Annotated in this window: 21 protein-coding genes and 1 tRNA gene; 13 read left to right on the forward strand and 9 right to left on the reverse strand. The window is 69.2% G+C overall.

All coding sequences use genetic code 11. The annotated features are described in order from the left end of the window. Positions 1-4 precede the first annotated feature (4 nt). Positions 5-1,030 carry an L-idonate 5-dehydrogenase gene (locus tag AC5YDV_RS11600; RefSeq protein ID WP_496192493.1) on the forward strand — a complete coding sequence of 342 codons (1,026 nt, stop codon included), beginning with the start codon at positions 5-7 and terminating at the stop codon, positions 1,028-1,030. A gap of 116 nt (positions 1,031-1,146) precedes the next feature. On the opposite strand, the gene AC5YDV_RS11605 is transcribed toward AC5YDV_RS11600, so the two are convergent. From AC5YDV_RS11605 to rpmH, 7 genes are read right to left on the reverse strand one after another with little or no spacing between them, the layout of a single operon-like run. Beyond that, positions 1,147-1,836 carry a FadR/GntR family transcriptional regulator gene (locus AC5YDV_RS11605; protein WP_496183486.1) on the reverse strand — a complete coding sequence of 230 codons (690 nt, stop codon included), beginning with the start codon at positions 1,834-1,836 and terminating at the stop codon, positions 1,147-1,149. Further along, positions 1,836-2,504, reverse strand: coding sequence for a 16S rRNA (guanine(527)-N(7))-methyltransferase RsmG (gene rsmG, locus AC5YDV_RS11610; protein WP_496183487.1), 669 nt, complete (start codon positions 2,502-2,504; stop codon positions 1,836-1,838). Before rsmG ends, AC5YDV_RS11605 begins: the two co-directional genes overlap by 1 nt. Positions 2,505-2,509: 5 nt before the next feature. Continuing rightward, positions 2,510-3,061, reverse strand: coding sequence for a Jag family protein (locus tag AC5YDV_RS11615; protein WP_496183488.1), 552 nt, complete (start codon positions 3,059-3,061; stop codon positions 2,510-2,512). A 3-nt stretch (positions 3,062-3,064) separates the two neighbouring features. Next, positions 3,065-4,123 (reverse strand): membrane protein insertase YidC, encoded by a 1,059-nt coding sequence (gene yidC / locus AC5YDV_RS11620; protein WP_496183504.1) that lies wholly within the window; start codon positions 4,121-4,123, stop codon positions 3,065-3,067. 16 nt (positions 4,124-4,139) lie between these two features. Continuing rightward, positions 4,140-4,379 carry a membrane protein insertion efficiency factor YidD gene (gene yidD, locus AC5YDV_RS11625; protein WP_496183489.1) on the reverse strand — a complete coding sequence of 80 codons (240 nt, stop codon included), beginning with the start codon at positions 4,377-4,379 and terminating at the stop codon, positions 4,140-4,142. A 13-nt stretch (positions 4,380-4,392) separates the two neighbouring features. Then, a complete protein-coding gene (gene rnpA / locus AC5YDV_RS11630; RefSeq protein WP_496183490.1) occupies positions 4,393-4,734 on the reverse strand; it encodes a ribonuclease P protein component in 342 nt (113 codons plus the stop codon). 17 nt (positions 4,735-4,751) lie between these two features. Further along, positions 4,752-4,889, reverse strand: a complete 138-nt coding sequence (rpmH, locus tag AC5YDV_RS11635) for a 50S ribosomal protein L34 (protein WP_131168899.1) — start codon at positions 4,887-4,889, stop codon at positions 4,752-4,754. Positions 4,890-5,223: 334 nt separating this feature from the next. Here rpmH and dnaA point away from each other — a divergent pair, with 334 nt between their 5' ends. The 4 genes from dnaA to AC5YDV_RS11655 all read left to right on the forward strand — a co-directional run bounded on the left by dnaA (position 5,224) and on the right by AC5YDV_RS11655 (position 9,948). Continuing rightward, positions 5,224-6,609 (forward strand): chromosomal replication initiator protein DnaA, encoded by a 1,386-nt coding sequence (dnaA, locus tag AC5YDV_RS11640; protein ID WP_496183491.1) that lies wholly within the window; start codon positions 5,224-5,226, stop codon positions 6,607-6,609. A gap of 418 nt (positions 6,610-7,027) precedes the next feature. Then, positions 7,028-8,188: a DNA polymerase III subunit beta gene (gene dnaN / locus AC5YDV_RS11645; RefSeq protein ID WP_496183492.1), complete on the forward strand. Its 1,161-nt coding sequence runs from the start codon at positions 7,028-7,030 to the stop codon at positions 8,186-8,188. Between the two features lies 1 nt (position 8,189). Next, complete coding sequence (recF, locus tag AC5YDV_RS11650; RefSeq protein WP_496183493.1) at positions 8,190-9,428, forward strand: DNA replication/repair protein RecF; 1,239 nt, start codon at positions 8,190-8,192, stop codon at positions 9,426-9,428. Then, the gene (locus AC5YDV_RS11655) at positions 9,415-9,948 is read left to right on the forward strand and encodes a DciA family protein (RefSeq protein ID WP_496183494.1); all 534 of its coding nucleotides are present in this window, start codon (positions 9,415-9,417) and stop codon (positions 9,946-9,948) included. Before recF ends, AC5YDV_RS11655 begins: the two co-directional genes overlap by 14 nt. 16 nt (positions 9,949-9,964) lie before the next feature. Here AC5YDV_RS11655 and AC5YDV_RS11660 read toward each other — a convergent pair whose 3' ends face one another. Beyond that, on the reverse strand, positions 9,965-10,432 hold the full coding sequence (locus tag AC5YDV_RS11660) for a cytochrome P450 (RefSeq protein WP_496183495.1): 468 nt from the start codon (positions 10,430-10,432) through the stop codon (positions 9,965-9,967). Here AC5YDV_RS11660 and AC5YDV_RS11665 point away from each other — a divergent pair. Next, positions 10,372-10,827 carry a hypothetical protein gene (locus AC5YDV_RS11665; protein ID WP_496183506.1) on the forward strand — a complete coding sequence of 152 codons (456 nt, stop codon included), beginning with the start codon at positions 10,372-10,374 and terminating at the stop codon, positions 10,825-10,827. The genes AC5YDV_RS11660 and AC5YDV_RS11665 overlap by 61 nt on opposite strands. A gap of 81 nt (positions 10,828-10,908) precedes the next feature. On the opposite strand, the gene AC5YDV_RS11670 is transcribed toward AC5YDV_RS11665, so the two are convergent. Further along, positions 10,909-11,796 carry a VOC family protein gene (locus tag AC5YDV_RS11670; protein WP_496183496.1) on the reverse strand — a complete coding sequence of 296 codons (888 nt, stop codon included), beginning with the start codon at positions 11,794-11,796 and terminating at the stop codon, positions 10,909-10,911. Between the two features lie 265 nt (positions 11,797-12,061). On the opposite strand from AC5YDV_RS11670, the gene gyrB reads away from it, so the two are divergent. The 7 genes from gyrB to AC5YDV_RS11705 all read left to right on the forward strand — a co-directional run. Then, positions 12,062-14,131: a DNA topoisomerase (ATP-hydrolyzing) subunit B gene (gene gyrB / locus AC5YDV_RS11675; RefSeq protein ID WP_496183505.1), complete on the forward strand. Its 2,070-nt coding sequence runs from the start codon at positions 12,062-12,064 to the stop codon at positions 14,129-14,131. A 21-nt stretch (positions 14,132-14,152) separates the two neighbouring features. Next, a complete protein-coding gene (gyrA, locus tag AC5YDV_RS11680; RefSeq protein ID WP_496183497.1) occupies positions 14,153-17,008 on the forward strand; it encodes a DNA gyrase subunit A in 2,856 nt (951 codons plus the stop codon). Next, positions 17,001-17,477, forward strand: a complete 477-nt coding sequence (locus AC5YDV_RS11685; RefSeq protein WP_496183498.1) for a DUF3566 domain-containing protein — start codon at positions 17,001-17,003, stop codon at positions 17,475-17,477. The genes gyrA and AC5YDV_RS11685 overlap by 8 nt, the downstream gene beginning before the upstream one ends. 1 nt (position 17,478) lies before the next feature. Further along, entirely contained in the window at positions 17,479-18,075 is a 597-nt protein-coding gene (locus AC5YDV_RS11690; RefSeq protein ID WP_496183499.1) for a CDP-alcohol phosphatidyltransferase family protein, read from the forward strand. Between the two features lie 83 nt (positions 18,076-18,158). Beyond that, a tRNA-Ile gene (locus AC5YDV_RS11695) sits at positions 18,159-18,235 on the forward strand. 175 nt (positions 18,236-18,410) lie between these two features. Further along, positions 18,411-18,701, forward strand: a complete 291-nt coding sequence (locus tag AC5YDV_RS11700) for a hypothetical protein (RefSeq protein WP_232549221.1) — start codon at positions 18,411-18,413, stop codon at positions 18,699-18,701. Further along, a partial coding sequence (locus AC5YDV_RS11705; protein WP_496184223.1) for a hypothetical protein occupies positions 18,698-19,419 on the forward strand: 722 nt, incomplete at its 3' end. The genes AC5YDV_RS11700 and AC5YDV_RS11705, both read left to right, overlap by 4 nt.

The raw sequence follows: 19,419 nt of genomic DNA on the forward strand, positions 1-19,419 counted from the left end.
GACCATGAAGGCAGTAGTGGTGCATGCGGCGGGTGACCTCCGCGTCGACGAGATCGCGGACCCGACCTGCGGGCCCGACCAGGTCCTGGTCGCCATGGAGTGGGGCGGCGTCTGCGGCTCCGATGTGGCGTACGTCCGGTCGGGCACCTCGGGGACGGCCGTCCTGCGCGATCCCCTGGTCCTCGGCCACGAGGTCGACGGAACGGTGGCCGAGGTCGGAGAGCGGGTCAGCGGCGTCCAGGTGGGGGACCGGGTGACCATCCACCCCGCCACCCAGGTCGGCGAGTTCGACATGCCCGAGGACGTGGCCCACCGCACCAACCTCTGGCCCCAGGTCCGCTACTTCGGCTCGGCGGCGTTCCAGCCGCACGAGCAGGGAGGCTTCTCCCGCCTGCGCGCGGTGCGCCCGGACCAAATCCGCCTCCTGCCCGCCGGTGTCTCCACCAAGGGGGGCGCCCTGGCCGAACCCTTCGGGGTCGCCCTCCACGCGGTCAACCGCGCGGGTGACGTCGCCGGACGCACGGTCCTCGTCAACGGGGCCGGGCCCATCGGCGCCCTCGCCGTGGCGGCCGCGAAGGCCAAGGGTGCCAAGACGGTGTACGCGTCCGACCTCTCGAACGCGGCCCTCGACATCGCGGCCGCCATGGGCGCGGACCGGGTGGTCCGCGTCGCCGACGGCGAGGGGCTGCCCGTGGACGTCGACATCGCCATCGAGGCCTCCGGGGCTCCCGGCGCGCTGGGCGGCGTCATCTCCTCCGTGCGGCGCGGTGGAACCCTCGTCCAGGTGGGCAACCTGCCCGGCGGCGAGGTCAAGGCCGTGCTGGGGAACATCATCACGCGCGAGATCGACTTCAAGGGGTCCTACCGCTTCGTCGACGAGATCAGCGAAGCCGTGGCCCTGATGGACGGCACGGTGGACGTCTCCCCGCTGATGACCCACGAGTACGAGCTCGAGGACGCCGTCGAGGCCTTCGCCGTCGCCGGCGATCGCTCGACCGGGTCGTCCAAGGTGATGCTGAAGCTGTCCTGACGCGAGTCGCGAAGGCCCCCGCCATTCGGCGGGGGCCTTCTCACATGCTCTGTCGGTCACGAGGCTCTGTCGGTCACGAGGCTCAGTTGGTGATGAGGCTCAGTCGATCTCGAGGCTCAGTCGATCTCCAGGCTCACCACGGACACGATGCCCCGCGCGAAGCCCTCGGCGGCGTCCTCATCGCGTCGGCCGATCGCCGTCGCGAGATCGAGGTGCCGCTCGAGGTTGATGGGCGCCGGGTCGGCCGGGGTGAGTCCCACCGCATTGCGACCCTCGAGGCAGGCGGTGATGCTCTCCACCAGCGCGCTGAACGCGTCGTTGCCCGTCGCGTGCAGCATCGTGCTGTGGAAGATCACGTCGGCCGCCAGGAACTCGGGGCGGTCCCCGCGTCCGCTCCGGCCGAGCTCCGCCATCTCCTCGGCGGCGCGCACCATCTCGCGCACCTGGCCCGACGACGCACGCCGGGCGGCGAAGCGCGCCGCCACCGGCTCGATCGCCGACCGCAGTTCGGTGAGGGCCTGGAGTTGGACGCGGCTCTCCGGCCCCGCGACACGCCACCGGATGACCTGCGGCGCGAGCACGTTCCAGTTCTCGCTCGGCAGGACTGTCGAGCCCACCCGGGTGCTCGCCCGGACGAGGCCGAGGCTCTCCAACACGCGGATGGCCTCGCGGGCCACCGACCGGGACACCTGGAACTCCTGCTCCACGTCCGCCGTGGTGAAGGTGGAGCCGGACGCCAGCCGGCCGGCGACAATCCTCTCGCCCAGCGCGTCCACGACACGCGTGTGCAAGCTCCTGGTGACCATCACCGAATCCTCTCGCACACGATGAGGCGCGTCGGGTCGGCTCCGGAGTGTGTCACCACCGTCCGGACCTCGGCCCGGAGGCGGCTGCGGCGCAGGGCATCGCCCGCCTCCTCCACCTCGGCCTCGGCCGAGCTGCCCTTGAGCGCCACGAGCCTGCCGGTGGGGGACAGCAGCGGGAGGCACCACTCGAGAAGCCGGGGCAGCGGCGCCACGGCCCGGCTCGTCACCACGTCATACAGGTGGTGGTGGCCCAGCGGATCCCTGTCGCCGGCGGGGACCGCCCGTCCACGGATGACGGTGACGCGGTCGCCGAGGCCCAGCTCGTCCACCACCTCGGTCAGGAACGTCGCCCGGCGCAGGAGCGGCTCCAGCAGCGTCACGCGCAGGTCGGGACGGGCCAGCGCCAGGGGGATGCCGGGCAGCCCGGCGCCGCTGCCGACGTCCACGACCGAGGCGCCCGGGTCGATCGCAGCGCCGACCGCGACGCTGTTCAGGACGTGGCGGTCCCAGATGCGATCCACCTCACGGGGGCCCATCAGGCCCCACTCGATTCCCTTGGTGGCGAGCAGTCGGGCGTAGAGCGCAGCGCGTCCGGCCTCGTCACCGAACACGGACGCCGCGGCCGGAGGGACCGCGGCGTCAGGCGTGTCGGGGCCCTGCAGACCCATCGGCGTCAGGCCTTGGGCAGGACGACCACGCGGCGGTGGGGTTCCTCGCCCTCGGACTCGCTCACCAGTCCGGCCGCCGCGACCGCGTCGTGGACGATCTTGCGCTGGTAGGGGTTCATCGGGGCGAGGCGCACCGCCTCACCGGTCTCGCGCACCTCGGCGATGGCGTCGCCCGCCAGGTCCTGCAGCGTCGCGCGCTGGCGATCCCGGAACCCGGCGACATCCAGCATCAGGCGGGAGCGGTGGCCCGTCTCGGTCATGACAGCGAGGCGCGCCAACTCCTGCAGCGCGTCCAGCACCTCGCCGTCCTTGCCGACGAGCGCCTCGGAGTCGGTGATGATCGAGATGTGGGCGCGACCCCCCTCGTTGAAGGTGTCGATGTCACCGTCGAGGTCGGCGATGTCGAGCAGCTCCTCCAGGTAGTCCGCGGCGATCTCACCCTCGTTGTTGAGGGCTTCCTCGCGCTTGCTGACGCGCGGCGCCTCGGAATCCTCCGCATCGTCCACATCGTCCACGGCGACGTCGTCGGGCGCCGGGACCTGCATGTCGTCACTCATGTGTCACTCCTTCGTGCCGCCGCCCGACTGGCGCGGGCGTGCTTGCTTGCGGTTGGCGCGCGTGTTGCGCGTCGGCTGCTGCCGACGGACGCGCGACGTGTCCGTATCGCCCGCCTGGGCCGTCTCGGCGGACGCCACGGCGGTGCTTCCGCCCGATCCCTGCCGGGCGACCTTGGTGGGGTCGGCGGTCTCTGCGACGGGGGTGCCACGCTTGCGCCGGACCTTGGACGTGCGCGAGCGGATGATCTCGGCCGGGTCCTTGCCCTTGGCGCGCATCCGCTCCTCCCACTCGATGAAGGCCGGGGTGTTGGGCGTGGGGTTGTTCCGGATGAGGAGCGTCTGCTGCCCGATCGTCCAGAGGTTCGAGGCCAGCCAGTAGATCATCACGCCGATGGGGAAGGCGTAGCCGGTGAACAGGTAGATGGCCGGGAAGAGGTAGAGCATCATCTTCTGCTGCTGGGCGAACGGGCCCTCGAGCGCCTCCGGCGGCATGTTCTTGCGCATGAGCATCAGCTGCATGAAGAACAGCGAAACGACCATGGCGATCACCAGGAAGCCGGCGACAAACATCGTCGGACCGACCGTGAAGCCGTTCTGAGCCAGTGTCGCGGAGATCTTGGCACCGAAGATCGTCGACTCCCGCAGCGAATCGACCAATGGGAGGTTCGTCTCGAACCAGAAACCCTTCGGCTGGCCGGTCGCGGCGCCGTTCAGCACGTAGAACAGACCCAGGAACACCGGCATCTGCAACAGGAGCGGCAGGCAGGAGGCCGCCGGGTTCACGCCCTCCTCCTTGTACAGCTTCATGACCTCCTGGCCGTAGCGCTCACGGTCGGAGCCGTACTTCTCCTGGAGGGCGCGCGTCTTGGGAGCGATGAGCTGCATGGCGCGCGAGCTGTTGATCTGCCGGACGAACAGCGGGATCATCAGCGTCCGCACGACCACCGTCAGGGAGACGATCGCCAGCACCCACGTCCAACCGGAGTTGGGGTCGAGGACGGTGCTCCACAAGGAGTGGGCGCCGACGAGGATGCCCGACATGACCCAGTAGATGGGCTGCATGAGCGTGTCGAGGAATTCAAGCACGATGCACCTTCTGTGCTTCAGAGGCCGGCACGGGGTCGTAACCGCCGAGCGACCAGGGATGGCAGCGCACGAGGCGCTTGAGGGTGAGCCACGATCCCTTGATGGAGCCGTGGACTCGGACCGCGTCCAGCGCGTAAGCGGAGCAGGTCGGGTGGAACTTGCACACGTCGCCGTACAGCGGACTGATGACGGCACGGTAGGCCTTCAGGAGGCCGATGAGCACGTATCTCACAAGAGACCACCCCTCATGCGGTCCGCCCGAGCTTGCCCAGGGCGGACGCCCAGGCCGACGCGAAGTCCTGGTCCAACGGGCCGGACGCCGCGGGTGCGAGCGCGCGCACCACGACGTCCAGCGAGATCGGGGACGCCGGGAGCGCAGCGGCCACCAAGTGGCGCAGGCGTCGCTTGACGCGGTTGCGCGTCACCGCGTTGCCGACGGCCTTGGACACCACAAAGCCCGCCCGTGACGGCGGGCTGGGCGTGGGACGAGCGTGCAACACCAGCGTCGGTCTGCCCACCCGGATGCCGCTGCGCACCACGGAACGGAACTCGTCCGAGGCGCGCAGTCGATGCGGAGCGGGCAACACCGCGACGGTCGAATACGTCAGCCGGCGAGCTCGACGCGGCCCTTGCGGCGGCGAGCCGCCAGGATGGCGCGTCCGGCGCGGGTGCGCATGCGGAGGCGGAAGCCATGGGTGCGGCTGCGACGCCGGTTGCTCGGCTGGAAAGTGCGCTTGCTCACGCCAATCTCCCTTTAACTTGTGACCACGGGTGCGGATCGGCTGTGCCCACATGGACACAGGCGTCGCCAGGGTCGGCGACTGTCCAACGATACGCGGAGAACCCGGACCGGGGCAAACTGACCGCTCTCCCGTCCCAAGTCGAGCCGACACGCCGGTCGGTGGTCAATACGGCGTCCGAAACATTTGCCCGCCGCGGCGGCTTCGGGCTAGCGTGTCTCTCCACACGAACCGCCACAGAGCGCCTCGCCTGTCGCAGGCGTCGCACATCATGCATAGTTGTCCACACTGTGTGGACAGAGATGTGGATGGACGGACAACCGAGGGAAGTGATCCATGACCCAGGACGGCATCGACGCCCTGAGGGGGGCATGGAACCAGGTCTGTGAGTTGGCCGGCACCCCGATCAAGCCATGGGTGAAGGCCGCCAAGCCACTGGCGCTCCACGAGTCCACCCTGGTGATCGCCGTTCCCAACGACTTCTCCAGGGAGCGCGTCGCGGTCAAGCACCGCGACTGGATCGAGTCGACGCTCGCCGGGCACTTCGGACGCCCGATCCACCTGGCCGTGTCCGTCGACCCGTCCCTGGAGACCGACCTCGAGGACACCACCGCCTCTCCCGTGCTGCCCCTCGAGGTCTCTAGCCTGGGCGCGGGAGCCTCCCTGGTGCCGGGATCGACCAACGGTGACCGCCTCAACCCGAAGTACACCTTCGAGAACTTCGTCATCGGCTCGTCCAACCGCTTCGCGCACGCGGCAGCCGTCGCCGTCGCCGAGGCGCCGGGGAAGTCGTACAACCCGCTGATGATCTACGGGCCCTCCGGCCTGGGGAAGACCCACCTGCTGCACGGGATCGGCCACTACGTGCGGCAGTACTTCCCGCAGGTGAAGGTCAAGTACGTCTCCACCGAGGAGCTGACGAACGACTTCATCAACGCGATCTCGGAGAACCGGACCGTCGAGTTCCGTCGCACCTACCGCGAGATCGACGTCCTGCTGATCGACGACATCCAGTTCCTGGAGAGCAAGATCCAGACGCAGGAGGAGTTCTTCCACACGTTCAACACGCTGCACAACGCACAGAAGCAGATCGTGCTGACGTCCGACCGTCCGCCGAAGGCGCTCGAGGCGCTCGAGCCGCGGCTGCGTTCGCGCTTCGAGTGGGGGCTGCTCACCGACATCCAGCCGCCCGACCTGGAGACCCGGATCGCCATCCTCCGGAAGAAGGCGACGTCCGAGCACCTCACCGCGACGCCGGAGGTGCTCGAGTACATCGCGGGCAAGATTGCGACGAACATCCGCGAACTGGAGGGCGCCCTGATCCGCGTCACCGCGTTCGCCTCGCTGAACCACCAGCCCGTCGACCTCCGCCTCGCCGAGGAGGTGCTGAAGGACCTCATCCCCGAAGGGGTGGACGCCCAGATCACGCCGGCCCTGATCATGAGCCAGACGGCCAACTACTTCAACATCACGGTCGACGACCTGTGCGGCCCGGCCCGCACCCACGTCCTGGTCACGGCTCGGCAGATCGCCATGTACCTGTGCCGGGAGCTGACCGACTTCTCCCTGCCCGCCATCGGACGCCTCTTCGGCGGCCGCGACCACACCACGGTCATGCACGCCAACAAGAAGATCCGGCAGTTGATGGCCGAGCGACGGACGATCTACAACCAGGTCACCGAGCTCACCAACCGCATCAAGCAGTCCGCGGCCGCGCGCTGACCCGAGCCCCCGCCACTCCTGGTCGCCCCTCTCCGGTCCAATCGCCGGGAGGCCTGTCCCGCGCGCCCCGCTGCTCCGTCCAATCGCTCGGCAGGTTCTCCCCAAACACCCTGTGGACAAGTGGGGTTGGCTGTGGACAGTGTTGGGAGGCCGTCGCTGGTCCACAAATCCTCCCCGTGTCATTTCGGTTTGCCCACAACATCCCGGCCCGCGAATCGCCGAGGTCACAAGCACCGACGTCCGTTGTCCACGAGATCCACACCCGTTAAGACGATGAAGAGTGGAGATACAACTCAATCCCTTAAACCTCACGACCCCGCCCATGTGTGGGTAGCCGGACACACCCGGGCAGCGCGATAGGATCAGCAACGCAGCCACCCGTGTCCGTCCGGGTGCGAAACCGACCTGGGAGCCATCAGTGAAGATTCGTGTCGAGCGTGACGTCCTGGCCGACGCCGTCCAGTGGGTGGCGCGCAGCCTGCCCAACCGGCCGAGCGTGCCGATCCTGGCGGGCCTTCGCATCGAGGCGTCGGGTGACCAGGTCGTCCTGTCGAGCTTCGACTACGAGACCTCCGCCAAGGTGACCATCTCCGCCGAGGTGCACGACGACGGCCTCGCGCTCGTCTCCGGCCGCCTGCTGGCCGACATCGCACGCAGCCTGCCGGCCAAGCCGGTGGACCTCACGTCCGACGACTCCAAGATGGAGATCGTGTGTGGCTCGGCGCGCTTCACGCTGCAGTTGCTGCCGGTGGGGGAGTACCCCAACCTGCCCGACATGCCCGTGTCGACCGGCACCGTCACCCCGGAGACGTTCGCCCAGGCCGTCTCCCAGGTCGTGGTGGCCGCCGGCAGGGACGAACTGCTCCCGGTGTTCACCGGCGTCCGCGTCGAGATCGAGGGCGACACGCTTTCGCTGCTGGCGACCGACCGCTACCGCATGGCGCTCAAGGAACTGCCCTGGAACCCGACCTCGCGCAACACCGAGGCCGCCGCGCTCGTCCCCGCCAAGGTGCTCGCGGAGTCGTCCAAGTCGATGACGGCCGGTGACAGGATCTCGCTGTCCCTGTCGGCCGGCGACGGCGGCGACGGCCTGATCGGTTTCGAGGGCGAGGGCACCAACGGCGTCCGCCAGATCACCACCCGCCTGTTGGACGGTGAGTTCCCGAAGGTCCGGCACCTGATGAACGTGCAGCCCACGGTGACCGTCCGGGCGAACACCTCCGAGATCGTGGCGGCCGTGAAGCGCGTCGCGTTGGTCGCCGAGCGCAACACGTCGCTGCGCATGGTGATCGCCGAGGACCACATCACCCTCGAGGCGGCCACCGGTGACCAGGCCCAGGCCGTGGAGGCCGTCGAGGCGACCGTCGTCGACGAGACCGGCGGCGGGCTGTCCATGACGGCCGCCGGCTTCAACCCGCACTACCTGCTCGACGCGCTCAACGCCCTCGACACCCCGTACGTGAACTTCTCCTTCACCGCCCCGGGCAAGCCCTGCCTGCTGACGCCGCTGCTCGAGATCGACGGTGACCCGTCGCCCGACTACAAGCACGTCATCATGCTGATGCGCCTCCCCCAGTAGGTTGTTCGTCACCCACCTGAGCCTGGCGGACTTCCGGTCCTGGGAGTTCGCCGAACTCTCGCTGGAACCCGGCGTCACCAAGCTGACCGGGCGCAACGGGCAGGGAAAGACCAACCTCGTCGAGGCGGTCGAGTACTTGGCCACGCTGGGGTCGCACCGCGTGGCGTCCGAGGCGCCCTTGATCCGGTTCGGGGCTTCGCGCGCCATCGTGCGGGCGCGCGTCCAGGCCGGCGTGGACGATCCCCGCGCGCTTGCGCTCGAGGTCGAGTTGCACGCGGGCAAGCCCAACCGGGCGTCGATCAACCGAGGTCCGCTGCGGCGGGTGCGGGACATCCTCGGCGCCCTGCGCGTCGTGCTCTTCTCGCCCGAGGACCTCGCCCTGGTCAAGGGCGACCCGTCCGACCGCCGGCGCTTCCTGGACGACCTCATCACCCAGCGCTGGCCCCGCCTGGCGGGCGTCCGTGCCGACTACGACCGGGTGCTGCGGCAGCGGTCGATGCTGTTGAAGTCCCTGTCCGGACGCCGCGGCCCCGTCCAGCCGGACGCCGCGGCCACGTTGGACGTCTGGGACGACTCGCTGGCCCGGCTCGGCGCCGACATCGTCGCGGCCCGGCTGCAGACCCTCGCCGACATGGCTCCGTACGTCGCGGACGCCTACCTCGCGATCGCGCCGAGCAACAACGTGGCGACGGTGGCCTACCGGTCGAGCTCGCTCGGGCTCGACCCCGCGCCCGGTGAGGTCGTCACGTTGGACGCCACGCCGGACGAACTCACAGCACGGCTGAGGGAGCGGATGACCGAGCGCCGCCACGACGAGATCGCCCGCGGTGTCACGCTGGTCGGCCCGCACCGTGACGACCTGGTGCTCTCGCTGGGCCCCTTGCCCGCCAAGGGCTACGCGAGCCACGGCGAGTCCTGGTCCTTCGCGCTGTCGTTGCGCCTGGGCGCCTACGCGCTGCTCCGAGCGGACGGGGTGGAGCCCGTCCTGGTCCTGGACGACGTGTTCGCCGAACTGGACGAGGTGCGCCGTTCGCGACTCGCGGACCGGATCGCCGGCGCCGAACAGGTGCTCATCACGGCCGCGGTCGCCTCGGACGTCCCCGAATCCCTGGCCGGCAAACGCTGGATCATCGCCGATGGAACCGTCACGCTGGACGTGCACGAGGAGGACAGCGATCCAGGCGCCGACGCGGGGGCCGGTGATCGGAGCGAGGGGGTGGACGCCGATGACGCCGAGTGAGGACGACGAGGAGGGCCTGGACCCCATCCCGTTCGATCCCACGGGCCTCGACCTGGCCCGCCGGATCGCGGCGGCGGCCGGCCGTGCGGTGCCGACCCAGCCGGCGCGCCAGCCCACGCCGCGGAAGAAGGCCGGGGGCGGGCGCAGGGCGTCCGGCCGGGAGAAGGCCGACCCGCTCAGCCTTGGCGAGGCGCTGGAGGGCATGATCGAGCGCCGCGGCTGGGGCACGCAGGTGAACGTCCACCTGCTGCTCGGGCGATGGCCCGAACTGGTCGGGGACGCCGTCGCCGAGCACTCCCACCCGGAGGCCTACGACAAGCGGGTCGTGGTCGTCCGGACGACATCGACGAACTGGGCCGCCCAGCTGCGGCTGATGGCCCCCCAGATCGTCGCGAAGATGAACGCGACCCTGGGTGACGGCACGGTCAAGGCCGTCCGGATCCTGGGGCCCGAGGCACCCAGTTGGCGGCACGGCCCGCGCACCGTGAAGGGGCGCGGACCGCGGGACACGTACGGCTGAGCCGTGCAGCACAGGGTCAGGCCGGGACCACGTCCAGGACCTCGATGCTCTCCCAGCCGCGGGTCATGTTGGTGAGACGCGGCGTCCGGGAGCCGATGCGGAACGACTTCACGTGCCTGGCCAGGGCGGTCAGGGCCGCCTGGACCTCGAGCCGGGCGAGGCCCTGGCCCGCGCACCCGTGGATGCCGTACCCGAAGCCCAGGTGGTCGATCGGGTTGCGTTCGATGCGGAAGGAGCCCGGGTCGTCGTAGTGGCGCTCGTCGCGGTTGCCGGAGGCGATCATCACGGCCGCCTGCGCCCCCGCGGGGACCGTGACGCCGCCCACCTCGACGTCGCGCGTCACACCCCGCCCGGCGACGGGGAAGGGCGCGTGGTAGCGCAGCACCTCGTTCATGGTGGCGCCGACGAGGGAGGGGTCCGAAAGTGGGGTCCCCCGACGAGGTCGTGGATGGCTACCAACCGGCGGCGCGCGCCACGCCGCCACGCGTCCATGCGCGAGGAGATCTCCACCGCGTCCCGCAGGCGCACCGAGCCCGGCAGATCCCGCTCGCCCAGCGCTTGGAGGCACGTCCGGACCACCAGCAGGCGCCGCAGCTCCTGGGGCAGGTCGTCGCGCGCCAACAGCTTGCGCAGGGGGGACGGCCCGGCAGCACGACCGTCTCGCCCCGGGGTGTGCAGCGCAGCTGGACCAGGCCGTGGCGCGCCAGCCGGTTCACGGACGCGGCCACGTCGCCCACGGCGAGCCCGAGCATCGGTTGGAGGACATGGAAACGGACGCCCTCGTGGGCGAGCGCGAACCTGAGGGCTTCGGTGTCCGTGGACGTGGGTGGGGGCATGGGGGGTCCGTCCGGGGCGTCGTTGCGGCGCTGCCGACGCTAGCGGAGCAGGCGCTCGGGCGGGAACACCGCTCGGACGACCCCGCGGGGAACCCGCCCGCGGGGTCCGAGACACCGACCTTCGTCAGGCGGAGACCAGCATGAGGTTGCCCCACGGGTCGTACAACTCGACGGACGCCCCGGTCTCGCGCACCTGGAGGCCGCGTCCGCGGGCCCGCTCGCTGAGTGCGTTCACGTCGGCGGGCGTCGGCAGCACGATGTCCACGCGGCCAAGGCCGAGCCCCGGCGTCCGGAGCCCGACGCCCTCGGAGGCCCACGTGTTCATCGCCATGTGGTGGTGGTACCCGCCGGCCGAGACGAACAGGGCGCCCGGCATCTCGGCGGTGATGTCGAACCCGAGGGTGTCGACGTAGAAGTCCTTCGCCTGGGCGGTGTTGCCGACCTTCAGGTGGACGTGGCCGACGGTGGTGCCGTCGGGCAGGGAGCCGCGGCGGTCGGGGGCGGTCTCCACCAGGTCCCGAGCGGTCGGCGTCAGGTGCTCGGCGAGGAACTGGTTGGGGTCGATGCCCAGCGTCGCCATCTGGACGCGGCCGTCGACCCAGGTCCACTGGTCGCGGGGGCGGTCGTAGTAGATCTCGACGCCGTTGCCCTCGGGGTCGTCCAGGTAGAAGGCCTGCGAGACGAGGTGGTCGCCGGGGCCCGTGAAGAGGTGGACGTAGGGGCTCACCGCGAACGCCGCCAGCGTGGTCGCCAACGCGGCGGGTGTCTCGTGGAGGATCGCGGTGTGGAACAGCCCGGCCGCGCGACGTTCGCCGCGGGGCAGGTCGGGGCGGTGGCGCAGGGTGACGAGCGTCTCGCCGTCGCGGCCGAGGTCAACCTGGTCGCCGCGATCGGCGACGTGGTCGAGCAGCAGGGCCTCGCGGTAGAAGGCACTCATGCCGTCGAGGTCGGCGACGTCGAGCGCGACGCCGCCCATGCGGGTGGTCGTGGGCAAGGTCTGCGTGCTGGTCATGCCTCCTCAACGGTTGATCCTTCAACCATATTCCGCGTGTGGAAATCTTGCGCGCCACCTTCCCGTCGCAGGCCGCTGGGCGTCCGTTCACCCCCCGGATCCATATCGGGGGTCGGATTCGGGGGAGGACGGGCGTCCAAACCGGCCCACAGGCCCGCCCACGGCCAAGTCTCCGCTCACAGAGCGCAGATTGTCCGGGCCTTCCTAGTAGGATGGACGAGTTCAAGGGTCGCCGCCCCGCACCATCGCCGTGGGCGGCGTCCGCATGCAAGGAGAGATGAAGCCTGTGACGGCAGAGAACCAGTCCGCGCCCCGCAACGGTTCCTCGCACTCGGTGGAGGCGGGCGTCTACGACGCCAGTGCCATCACCGTCCTCGAGGGCTTGGAGGCGGTCCGCAAGCGTCCCGGCATGTACATCGGTTCGACCGGTGAGCGCGGCCTCCACCACCTCGTCTACGAGATCGTCGACAACTCCGTCGACGAGGCCCTCGCGGGGTACGCCGACCTCATCACGGTCGAGCTGCTGCCCGGCGACGGCGTCCGTGTGACCGACAACGGCCGTGGTTTCCCGGTGGACCTCCACCCCAAGGAGAAGATCCCGGCCGTCACGCTCGCCCTGACCGTCCTGCACGCGGGCGGCAAGTTCGGCGACGGCGGGTACAAGGTCTCCGGCGGCCTCCACGGCGTGGGCGCATCCGTCGTGAACGCGCTGAGCGACCACTTCCAGGTGGACGTCCGCCGTGACGGCCACCACTGGCGCCAGGAGTTCAGCCTCGGCGTCCCCGACTACGACCTGAAGCGCCTCGACCCGCTGACCGAGGACGACGAGGTCGGCACCACGATCACGTTCCACGCGTCGCCGCACATCTTCGAGACCACGCACTACAACTGGCAGACCCTGTCGACGCGCTTCCGCGAGATGGCGTTCCTGAACAAGGGCCTCACGATCCGGCTGATCGACGCCCGCCCCGTCCCCACGCAGTCCGATGAGAAGGACGAGCTGGCCGACTTCGTCGACGACGTCGACGGCCACGAGGAGGAGATCACCTTCCGGTACGACGACGGCCTGATCGACTACGTCAAGTACCTGACCGGCACCAAGGACACGATCCACCCCACCGTCATCGCCATCGACGCGGAGAACTCCGCCGACAAGCTGTCGCTCGAGGTCGCGATGCAGTGGAACACCTCGTTCTCCGAGAGCGTGCACACGTTCGCGAACACGATCAACACCCACGAGGGCGGCACCCACGAGGAGGGCTTCCGTGCCGCGCTCACCAACACCGTCAACCGGTGGGGGGAGACGTGGGGCATGATCAAGAAGAAGGAGGACCGTCCCTCCGGCGACGACATCCGCGAGGGCCTGACGGCCATCATCTCGGTCAAGCTCGGTGAACCGCAGTTCGAGGGTCAAACCAAGACGAAGCTCGGCAACACCGAGGCCAAGAGCTTCGTGCAGAAGGTCGTCAACGACCTGCTGGGGGACTGGTTCGAGAAGAACCCCGCCGAGGGCAAGGACATCATCCGCAAGTCCCAGGCGGCAGCGCAGGCCCGCATGGCCGCCCGCAAGGCCCGCGACATGGCCCGCAACCGCAAGGGCCTGTTGGGCTCCACGTCTCTCCCCGGCAAGCTGGCCGACTGCTCGAGCCGCAACCCCGTCGAGTGCGAGGTGTTCATCGTCGAGGGTGACTCCGCCGGTGGTTCGGCCAAGGGCGGACGCGACCCGCGCACCCAGGCGATCCTGCCGATCCGCGGGAAGATCCTGAACGTCGAGAAGGCCCGCCTGGACCGCATCCTGGCGAACAAGGAGGTCGAGGCGATCTTCAACGCGCTCGGCACGGGCTTCTCCGACGACTTCGACATCGACCGCCTGCGCTACCACAAGATCGTCCTGATGGCGGACGCCGACGTCGACGGCGCGCACATCCGGACGCTGCTGCTGACCCTGCTTTTCCGGTTCCTGCGTCCGCTCATCGCGGCCGGCCACGTCTACCTGGCCCAGCCGCCGCTGTTCCGCCTGCGTTGGACGAACGCGCCCCACGAGCTGGCCTACTCCGACGATGAGCGCGACGCGATGCGCGACGCCGGTCTCGCCGCGGGCAAGAAGCTGCCGAACGTGAACCCGATCCAGCGGTACAAGGGCCTGGGTGAGATGGACGCCGAGGACCTGTGGAACACCACCATGGATCCCGACCAGCGCACCCTCGCGCTGGTGACCCTCGAGGACGCGGCGGCGGCGTCCGACATGTTCAGCATCCTGATGGGCGAGGACGTCGAGCAGCGCAGGAACTTCATCCAGCGCAACGCCAAGGACGTCCGCTTCCTCGACATCTGATCCACCGAAAGAGACTGACTGATGAGTGACACACCCAACGAGCCGCCGGTGGACGGCGACGACACGACGCCCGAGCTTCCGCTGACCCCCGACACGCCCGTCTCGCCGGACTCCCCGCCCGAGGTGAGCGCGGAGATCAACGAGCAGCTCGACAAGCACGACGCGTTCGTCCCCGACCCGGGGGAGCGGCCGGTCGCGGCCGTGGCGCCCGACAAGGATGCCATCGTCGAGCTCAACGGGAAGATCGAAGAGGTCGACCTCAACGACGAGATCCAGCGGAGCTACCTCGACTACGCGATGAGCGTCATCGTGGGTCGTGCTCTGCCGGACGTCCGTGACGGCCTCAAGCCGGTGCACCGCCGGGTGCTCTACACGATGTACGACGGTGGCTACCGCCCCGACCGCGGCTGGAACAAGTGCTCCCGCATCGTCGGTGACGTCATGGGCAAGTACCACCCGCATGGCGACACCGCGATCTATGACACCCTCGTCCGCCTCGCGCAGCCGTGGGTGATGCGGCACAAGCTCGTCGACGGGCAGGGCAACTTCGGTTCGCCGGGCAACGACGGCGCGGCCGCCATGCGGTACACCGAGTCCAAGATGAACCCGCTGGCCATGGAGATGGTCCGCGACATCGACGAGAACACCGTCGACTTCCAGCCGAACTACGACAACAAGGACACCGAGCCGACCGTCCTGCCGGCGCGGTTCCCGAACCTGCTGGTCAACGGCTCGACCGGCATCGCCGTCGGCATGGCGACGAACATCCCGCCGCACAACCTGCTCGAGGTCAACGACGCCGTCCAGTGGATGCTGGCGCACCCCGAGGCGTCCAAGGAGGAGAACCTTGAGGCGTGCATGCAGCGCATCAAGGGGCCGGACTTCCCCAACGGCGCGCTCATCGTGGGCCGTCGGGGCATCGAGGACGCCTACCGCACCGGTCGTGGGCTGGTGTCCATGCGGGCGGTCATCGAGGTGGAGGAGGACAGCAAGGGTCGCACCTCGCTCGTCGTCACCGAGCTGCCCCACATGTGCAACCCGGACAACTTGGCGCTCAAGATCGCCGAGCTGGTGAACTCCGGCCGCCTGACGGGCATCGCCGACATCCGCGACGACTCGTCCGCCCGTACCGGCCAGCGCTTGGTCATCGTCCTGAAGCGGGACGCCCAGCCGCGCGTCGTGATGAACAACCTGTACAAGCACACCCCGCTGCAGGACACGTTCGGCTGCAACATGCTGGCCCTGGTCGACTCGGTGCCGCGCACGCTGCGCCTCGACCAGTTCCTCGGGTACTGGATCCGCCACCAGGTGCAGGTCATCCAGCGGCGCACGCAGTACCGCCTGGACCAGGCCGAGCGGGACGCCCACATCTACCGCGGGCTGGTCAAGGCGCTGGACGCCCTCGACGAGGTCATCGCGCTGATCCGCGCCTCCCGGACGACCGAGGAGGCCCGCACCGGCCTCATGCAGCTCCTCGACATCGACGAGGTCCAGGCCAGCGCCATCCTCGAGATGCAGCTGCGCCGGCTCGCCGCGCTGGAGCGCCAGAAGATCATCGACCGCCTCGCCGATTACGAGCGACAGATCGCCGACCTGAAGGACATCCTCGCCAAGCCGGAGCGCCAGCGCCAGATCGTCTCCACCGAGCTGCAGGAGATCACCGACAAGTACGGCGACGAGCGGCGCACCCGCATCATCGCGGCCGACGGCGACCTCTCCGACGAGGACTTCATCCCCGACGAGGACATGGTCGTCACCATCACCTACGGCGGCTACGTGAAGCGGACGCGCTCGGACCAGTACCGCGTCCAGAAGCGGGGCGGCAAGGGGGTGCGCGGGGCGTCCCTGCGCAGCGAGGACGAGGTGCAGCACCTGTTCACCGCGTCGAGCCACGACTGGCTGCTGTTCTTCACCAACTTCGGACGCGTCTACCGCACCAAGGTGTGGCAGCTGCCCGAGGCGTCCCGGGACGCGAAGGGTGGCCACGTCGCGGGGCTGATGTCGTTCCTGCCGGACGAGCGCATCGCGTCCGTCCTGACCATCCGTGGGTACGAGGACAAGCCGTACCTGCTGCTCGCGACCAAGAACGGCCTGGTCAAGAAGACCGACCTGACGGCGTACGACAGCTCGCGCGCCGCCGGCCTCATCGCGGTGAACTTCCGGGAGGAGGGCGACGAGCTCATCGGCGCCGCCATCTGTTCTGAGGAGGACGACGTCCTGCTCATCTCGAAGAAGGGTCAGGCGATCAGGTTCCGCGCCGACGACGCGCAGTTGCGGCCCATGGGCCGGGCGACGTCCGGCGTGACGGGCATGCGGTTCCGTCAGGCCCCGGCCAACTCCGTCGCCGGGGACGTCCGCGACGGTGACGAACTGCTCAGCATGGCCGTCATCGACGCCGACACCCCCGAGGACGACCGCTTCGTGTTCACCGTCACCGACGGCGGCTTCGCCAAGCGGACGGCCGTGTCCGAGTACCGTCTCCAGGGGCGCGGCGGCCTCGGCATCAAGGCGATGAAGCTCAACGAGGACCGCGGGTCGCTCGTCGGCGGGCTCGTGGTGAGCGAGGACGACCAGGTGATCGCCATCAAGCAGTCCGGCCAGGTCATCCGGTCGTCCGTGTCGGACGTGCCCGCCAAGGGCCGCGACACCATGGGCGTGAAGTTCGTCGGCCTGACCGGCGACGACACCGTCACCGTCATCGCGCTCTACCCGGAGGCCGAGGAGCCAGAGGAAGCCGAGGGGGCTGCCGACGCTGCCGAGACTGCCGACGCGGGTTCCGATGGTGCCGCCGACACGACGGGAGCAACGACAGCAGCTACGGTTGATTCACCGGACGTCGCCGACGGCGTCCCGGCCGAGGAGGACTCCGGTGACTGACACGCAGAAGCAGGGGGTACGGACGTCGTCCGGCATGCGGCTGGGGCCGGCCCGGGACAAGACGCCGGCCGCCACCCCGCGGACCCGGGTGAGCACACGGACGCGACGGGCACGCCTGCGCATCTCGCACGTGGATCCTTGGTCGGTGATGAAGACGTCGTTCCTCTTCGCGATCGCTGCGGGAATCATGCTGTGGGTCGCCGTGTACGTCCTGTGGACCCTCATCGGGGCCTCCGGCATGATCGAGGCCATCAACGGCATCCTCACCCAGTTGCTCAGCAGCGACCAGGACCAGAGCCCCTTCCGGGTCGAGGACTTCGTCAACACCAACAAGGTCATGGGCTTCACGACCCTGTTCGCCGTGGTCAACGTGGTGATCCTCACCGCCTTGGGCACGATCTTCGCGTTCCTGTACAACCTGTCCGCCAGCATGCTGGGCGGCTTGGAGCTGACACTGGCAGAGGACTGACATGACCGAGCCGCCGGTGGACCAGCGCACCATCGCTGAGCGGATCGAGGGCCTGCGGCCCTGGACCATCCCGAACGCGATCACGCTCCTCCGGTTGCTCCTGCTGGTTCCCGTCTGTTGGTTCATCTGGACCGGCGACAAGGGATCCTGGCTTCCGGTCATCCTGCTGGGGCTGTGGGCGTCCACCGACTGGGTGGACGGCGTGCTCGCCCGCAAGCTGAACCAGACGTCGAAGCTGGGGACGTGGCTGGACCCGTTCGCCGACCGGCTCGGCATCTGGGGGTTGGCCCTGACCCTCGGCGCGTCGGGTGTGATCGGGTGGTGGGTGCTGATCGTGATCTTCGTGGTCGACATGTTCGTCGCCGTGCTGGCCGCGCGCGTGGCGCGGGCGGGGGAGCTCAGCGTGAGCTGGGTCGGCAAGACCCGGACGGCTGTCCTGTTCGTCGCGGCGGTGCTGATCGTGATGGGCATCACCGTTTGGGAGCCTGCCAACGCGATCGGCCAGACTCTCCTCGTCGTCGGGGTGGTCCTGCATCTCATCGCCGCCGTGGACTACATCGCCAAGGGACGCCGCTTCGTGCGCTCCACGCGTGGTTGACGTCGAGTTGGCTGCGAGTACCGGCCCGATTTGAGCGCGTGCCGGGTGGGACGCTAGAGTGATCCTCCGGTGCACCGCACAGCGGGCCTATAGCTCAGACGGTTAGAGCGCTGCCCTGATAAGGCAGAGGTCACTGGTTCAAGTCCAGTTAGGCCCACCACGAAAAACCCCCTCCCACTAGGGCAGGGGGTTTTTTCATGCCTCGGTGGGGAACTCGTGGGGAACTTGGAGGTGCTTGTTCCGCGCCCTCCGAGAACTCGTGTCCTGCCCGGTGTCCGTCGACACCCCTGCTCGGCACTTCTGGTTAGCGAGAGCTACTGGAAGGGCGGGACGGCATGGATGAGTTGTTGGCACTGGGGTTGGCGCTGGGTCACGTGCGGAGCGCGGTGGTCGCGTTCGTGTCGGCGGACGACCCAACCGGGGAATCGCTGTTCCTGGCGGCGGAGTGTCTGGACCTGGAGGGCCTGTTCGGTGACTTCGGGGTCGTGCCACAGCAAGTCGATCCCGGCTTGGACGCGATCGCGTCGCTGGACGCCGCGTCCAATGTGTTGGTCGCAGCGCGGCAGGTGGTGCCGCTGGCCTTGTGGGCCGCGTTACAGGCGGTGCGGGCGAGGGCAGCACGATGACCACCACGGTCGGGATGCTGCTGGACGACGTCCACACCCGCGCCTGGGACCTGTGTGCGGAACTCGAGGACCGGCGTGCCGAGAATCGCTACGGCGAGCGCGGCCTGGAGGTTCTGGCGGTATGGCCCAGGTTGGCGACCGCAGCTCTCCGCGTCCTGGACGCGGTGCCAGTGGAACCGGCATGGCTGGACGACATGGGGTCCGTCCGGTTGGTGTTGGGCCAAGTCGGGCGAGGGGTGCTCGAGGCCACGGCCGACAACGGTTCCGCAGCAGCGTCCCTGAAGCCCGATCCGGCGGTGGGCGAGCTGGCGCTCCGATTGGGGCTGATCGCGGACCTGCTGGTTGGCGAGAAACCGGCGCGCACCGATGTGGACCGGGCTGCTCTGGAGGGCTTACAGGCCAACGTCGTCTCGATCGTTCACGCCGTGGCCACGGTGTCCCTGCCACTCCTGCAGGACCGGGACCATCTGCAGGCGCCTCGATCGGTGCTGGCTGCTGTCAAGGCCCGCACGGAACGGTTCGCGATGATCCCCGCCGAACGACGGAGCGGCCGATACGAGGACGTGGGCGCGGTCACGTCGAAGTCGTTGGACGCTGCGATCTCGACCTGGGTGCACGCCACGGTAGACATCCTGAGCTCGCGCCGGGGGGTGAGCCAGGCGGCCCTCCAGGTCGCCGCGGGTGACGCCTTGATCCTCACCGCGACGGCAGGAACGGT

It is taken from the genome of Propioniciclava sp. LT432, from assembly GCF_059515965.1.